Annotated in this window: 7 protein-coding genes; 6 read left to right on the top strand and 1 reads right to left on the bottom strand. The window is 52.2% G+C overall.

Annotation, left to right across the window (positions count from 1 at the left end; all coding sequences use genetic code 11):
- A partial coding sequence (locus ACZAHD_RS22080) for an ACP phosphodiesterase (RefSeq protein WP_462458640.1) occupies positions 1–161 on the top strand: 161 nt, incomplete at its 5' end.
- A gap of 127 nt (positions 162–288) precedes the next feature.
- A complete protein-coding gene (locus ACZAHD_RS22075) occupies positions 289–891 on the top strand; it encodes a peroxiredoxin (RefSeq protein WP_004178733.1) in 603 nt (200 codons plus the stop codon).
- A gap of 144 nt (positions 892–1,035) precedes the next feature.
- Here the strand turns inward: ACZAHD_RS22075 and ACZAHD_RS22070 are convergent, their stop codons facing one another.
- A complete protein-coding gene (locus tag ACZAHD_RS22070; RefSeq protein ID WP_012542702.1) occupies positions 1,036–1,182 on the bottom strand; it encodes a hypothetical protein in 147 nt (48 codons plus the stop codon).
- A 55-nt stretch (positions 1,183–1,237) separates the two neighbouring features.
- On the opposite strand from ACZAHD_RS22070, the gene ACZAHD_RS22065 reads away from it, so the two are divergent.
- The 4 genes from ACZAHD_RS22065 to ACZAHD_RS22050 all read left to right on the top strand — a co-directional run.
- Complete coding sequence (locus tag ACZAHD_RS22065; RefSeq protein WP_008805368.1) at positions 1,238–1,681, top strand: PTS sugar transporter subunit IIA; 444 nt, start codon at positions 1,238–1,240, stop codon at positions 1,679–1,681.
- Between the two features lie 5 nt (positions 1,682–1,686).
- Positions 1,687–1,974 carry a PTS sugar transporter subunit IIB gene (locus tag ACZAHD_RS22060; protein WP_012542704.1) on the top strand — a complete coding sequence of 96 codons (288 nt, stop codon included), beginning with the start codon at positions 1,687–1,689 and terminating at the stop codon, positions 1,972–1,974.
- A gap of 20 nt (positions 1,975–1,994) precedes the next feature.
- Positions 1,995–3,386, top strand: coding sequence for a PTS ascorbate transporter subunit IIC (locus ACZAHD_RS22055; protein ID WP_012542705.1), 1,392 nt, complete (start codon positions 1,995–1,997; stop codon positions 3,384–3,386).
- 65 nt (positions 3,387–3,451) lie between these two features.
- Positions 3,452–4,046, top strand: a 595-nt coding sequence (locus tag ACZAHD_RS22050; RefSeq protein ID WP_462458639.1) for a carbohydrate kinase family protein, incomplete at its 3' end; no start/stop codon positions are given.

Here is a 4,046-nt window from a genome sequence, read left to right as displayed (position 1 = left end):
TTATTCAGCGCGTGCTTAACGGCATGGCCAGCCGCCGTCCGCGTCTCGACGCCCTACGCGATTCCTGGCAGGATCTGGATACCCACTACGACCAGCTGGAGGGGCAGTTCTGGCGCTTTTATCCGCAGATGATGCGCCTGGCAGAAAACAAACAGCTGTAATCGTTGCATCATTGATAGGTAAAAGCTGGCTGAACGATTGTTAGCGCCTCTTTGTGTTATTAGCGGCCAGGCTCTATACTTGCCCGCGTTGCGTTCCAAATAACCTTAGTAATTACAGGAGAATCAAATGGTTCTGGTCACTCGTCAAGCGCCGGATTTTACTGCAGCCGCTGTGCTGGGTAATGGTGAGATCGTTGAGAAATTCAATTTCAAACAGCACACCAACGGTAAACCTACCGTTCTGTTCTTCTGGCCGATGGACTTCACCTTCGTGTGCCCGTCTGAGCTGATCGCGTTCGACAAACGTTACGAAGAATTCCAGAAACGCGGCGTGGAAGTGGTTGGCGTTTCCTTCGACTCCGAGTTCGTTCACAACGCATGGCGTAACACCCCGGTAGACCAGGGCGGTATCGGCCCGGTTAAATACGCGATGGTTGCTGACATCAAACGTGAAATCCAGAAAGCTTACGGTATCGAGCATCCGGACGAAGGCGTAGCGCTGCGCGGCTCTTTCCTGATCGACGCTAACGGCGTGGTACGCCACCAGGTGGTTAACGACCTGCCGCTGGGCCGTAACATCGACGAAATGCTGCGTATGGTTGACGCGCTGCAGTTCCACGAAGAGCACGGCGAAGTCTGCCCGGCGCAGTGGGAAAAAGGAAAAGAAGGTATGGCTGCTTCTCCGGAAGGCGTAGCAAAATACCTGACCGAAAACGTCTCCAGCCTGTAATCGGCACGCGTTTTAATAAAAGGCTCGCTCAGGCGGGCCTTTTTTGTTAGCGGTGTCAAAATTTAAGAAAATGCCCCGCCGATATTTGTGACCAGAGATACACTTCTGCCGAAAAAATTCGCCCTACCTCTCACTTTTTCTCTGTCAAATTTCAGCGTCAAAATACAAAGCCTTCATAACCCACTGAAAAATACATAAATTATTTATATCGTTTTCTGCCGGTACTTTGCCGTCGATGTGATCCCCATCAATATTTAAAACCCCGGATGTGATCTCATCCATCATTTTCATCAATGTATTTAGTCATGATTTTACTCAGGAACAGGAATACGTTCAGGAGCTGAGGATGGAAATTATTTTTGACCCGTCGTTAATCGCCCTTAAGCAGAATATTTCCCGTGCGGAAGAAGCCATCGAACTGGCGGGTTTATTACTCGCCAGGCGTCAGATTTGCAGCGCCGAATATGTCAACGAGATGCTGACGGTATATGAAGATTTCGGCGCCGCTATCGTCATAGACGACGGGATTGCCATGCCGCACGCCCGGCCGGAAAAAGGGGCATTGCAGACCGGATTTTCGCTTGTCACCACCGCCACCCCAATCTCCTTCGGCCACGATGAGTTCGATCCGGTTACCGTGATCATCGCTATCGCCGGCGCGGACGCTGACAGTCATATCAAAATGATCCAACTGATAGCCTCGCTGATCGAGTCAGATATTGTGACCTTCCTTCAGCAGGAAAATGACGTGAATTCAGTCTTACATTTCATCCAAAAACAAATGGAGTAGTCATTATGTTAGTTATCAGAACGGTTTGTGGTAACGGTATTGGCAGTTCATTGATGGCTGCGAATAATGTCAAAAAGATCTGTGAAGAATTAGGTATCAAAGCAGACGTCGCCTCGGTCGATTTTGCTAACGCCGTCGGCGAAAAAGCCGATCTTTACATCACGATCAAAGAACTGGCAAATCAATTTCCAACCCACTGTCATGTCGCCATCATTCGCAGCTATGTCCATAAAGCGAAAATCGCCGAGGATATTACCGACGCGCTGACCAAAATTGCGGCGAATCACTCTTAATTAACATAGAGGGAACGACCATGCAGGCTATTCTTAGTTTCTTAGCGGAAATATTCAGTCAACCTGCTTTTTTAATGGGGCTGATTGCTTTTGTCGGTTTAGTGGCGCTGCGCTCCCCCGGTAACAAACTCCTTACCGGCACATTAAAACCGATTCTAGGCTATTTAATGTTGAGCGCTGGCGCAGGCGTTATCGTTGCCAATCTCAACCCGCTGGGCGGTATTATCGAGGCCGGGTTTAATATCCGCGGCGTTATTCCAAACAATGAAGCCATTGTCTCCGTCGCCCAGAAGATGCTGGGCGTGGAAACCATGAGTATTTTGCTGTTAGGCTTTATTTTCAACCTGATTATCGCCCGCTGTACCAAGTATAAATATATCTTTCTGACCGGCCATCACTCGTTCTTCCTCGCCTGCCTGTTTTCCGCTGTCCTGCAGGCGGCGGAGTTCCATGGCTGGATGTTGATCCTGATCGGCGGATTCCTGCTGGGGTCATGGTCGGCCATCTCCCCCGCGATTGGTCAGCGTTACACCAAGCAGGTCACGGAAGACGGTGGGATCGCCATGGGTCATTTCGGCTCCCTCGGCTACTACCTCTCGGCATGGATCGCCAGCCGGACCGGCAATCCGGCAAATTCCTTCGCGGATACCGAAATTTCAGAAAAGTGGGGCTTTCTGCGCGATACCACCGTCACCACCGGTATCGTGATGTTTGTTATCTACTTTGTCTGCAGCGCTGTCGCCGGGTCGGCATACCTGAGCACCATCACCGACCAAAACATGCTGATCTTCTCGGTGCTGACCGGCCTGCAGTTCGCCGTTGGCGTGGCCATTGTGTACAACGGTGTGCGGCTGATCCTCGGCGATCTGGTGCCGGCATTCCAGGGCATCAGCCAGAAGCTGATCCCGGACTCCATCCCGGCCGTTGACTGCGCGGTATTCTTCACCTTTAGCCCCACCGCCGTGGTGGTGGGATTCATCAGCTCCTTCGTGGGCGGGCTGGTCGGGATGCTCTTGCTCGGCGGGCTGGGCATGGCGCTGATTATTCCCGGCATGGTGCCGCACTTCTTCTGCGGCGGCACGTCCGGCGTCTTCGCCGACAAGCTGGGCGGCAAGCGCGGATGTATCATCGCCTCCTTTATCGGGGGGATCTTCCTCGCCTTCCTGCCGGCGATGCTGCTGCCGGCGCTCGGCAACCTCGGGTTTGAAAACAGCACCTTCGCCGATTTCGACTTCGCGGTATGGGGCATCATTATCGGTAACGCCTTCACCCAGTTTGGCCAGGTCACTATCTACCTGATTTGTCTGGTGCTGCTCGTCGCGCTGCTGGCGCCTTTCTGTTTCCGTCACGTACGGGTGGTTGGCGATACGCTCAGCTATGAGGAGCTCACGGCGAAGCAGAAAAATGAATAAGCGACGTCATTTTTCCCGGCGGGGAGGTCACGCTTCCCGCCGCTGACCAATAATCAGGAGTGGTTATGGCTATTTTGTCCATTGGATTTGCTTGTTTCGATCAGTTTTTCTTTCTCAATGAATGGCCTCAGGAGAATACCAAAAACTTTTGTCATGATTTTATAGAAAGCGGCGGCGGCCCAGCGGCCAATGCGGCATGGCTGCTGGGATTATGGGGTGAGGAAGTCTATTACATTGGTCATCTGCATCAGGACCTTTACGGCCAGCGCATTATCGATGAGTTTGCCGAGGCGGGCGTGGATACCAGCCAGGTGGTTTTTTCCGATGACATGATCACTCCGCTGGCCTCGGTGCTGGTCAATCGCTTAACGGGTTCGCGGACGATTATTACCCGCAAGATGCAAACGCCACCTTCCCTGACCTACGATCAAAAGCTCAAACTGGACGACCTCGCCGAGCGGCTGATTGCCAGCGAGGAGCCGGTCACCATTTTAATTGACGGCCATGAGGCAGAAATCAGTGAATATTTAATTAAGAAACTGCCCCACGCCAAAGTCGTGATGGACGGGGGTTCACTGCGTGCCAGCAATATTAAACTGGCGGCCTGGACTGACTATTTTGTCGTAAGCGAACATTTTGCCCGCGATTATATGAGCTATC

The sequence above is a fragment of the Raoultella sp. genome (assembly GCF_039594335.1).
In the GTDB taxonomy this organism is placed as follows: domain Bacteria; phylum Pseudomonadota; class Gammaproteobacteria; order Enterobacterales; family Enterobacteriaceae; genus Klebsiella.
The sequence above is the reverse complement of the archived record's forward strand: the minus strand, read 5'-3'. Positions and strand labels throughout refer to the sequence as shown.

Coding starts and splice junctions, on each gene's coding strand:
- ACZAHD_RS22075 (WP_004178733.1), top strand. CDS start 289: ATGGTTCTGGTCACTCGTCAAGCGCCGGATTTTACTGCAGCCGCTGTG.
- ACZAHD_RS22070 (WP_012542702.1), bottom strand. CDS start 1,182: ATGAAAATGATGGATGAGATCACATCCGGGGTTTTAAATATTGATGGG.
- ACZAHD_RS22065 (WP_008805368.1), top strand. CDS start 1,238: ATGGAAATTATTTTTGACCCGTCGTTAATCGCCCTTAAGCAGAATATT.
- ACZAHD_RS22060 (WP_012542704.1), top strand. CDS start 1,687: ATGTTAGTTATCAGAACGGTTTGTGGTAACGGTATTGGCAGTTCATTG.
- ACZAHD_RS22055 (WP_012542705.1), top strand. CDS start 1,995: ATGCAGGCTATTCTTAGTTTCTTAGCGGAAATATTCAGTCAACCTGCT.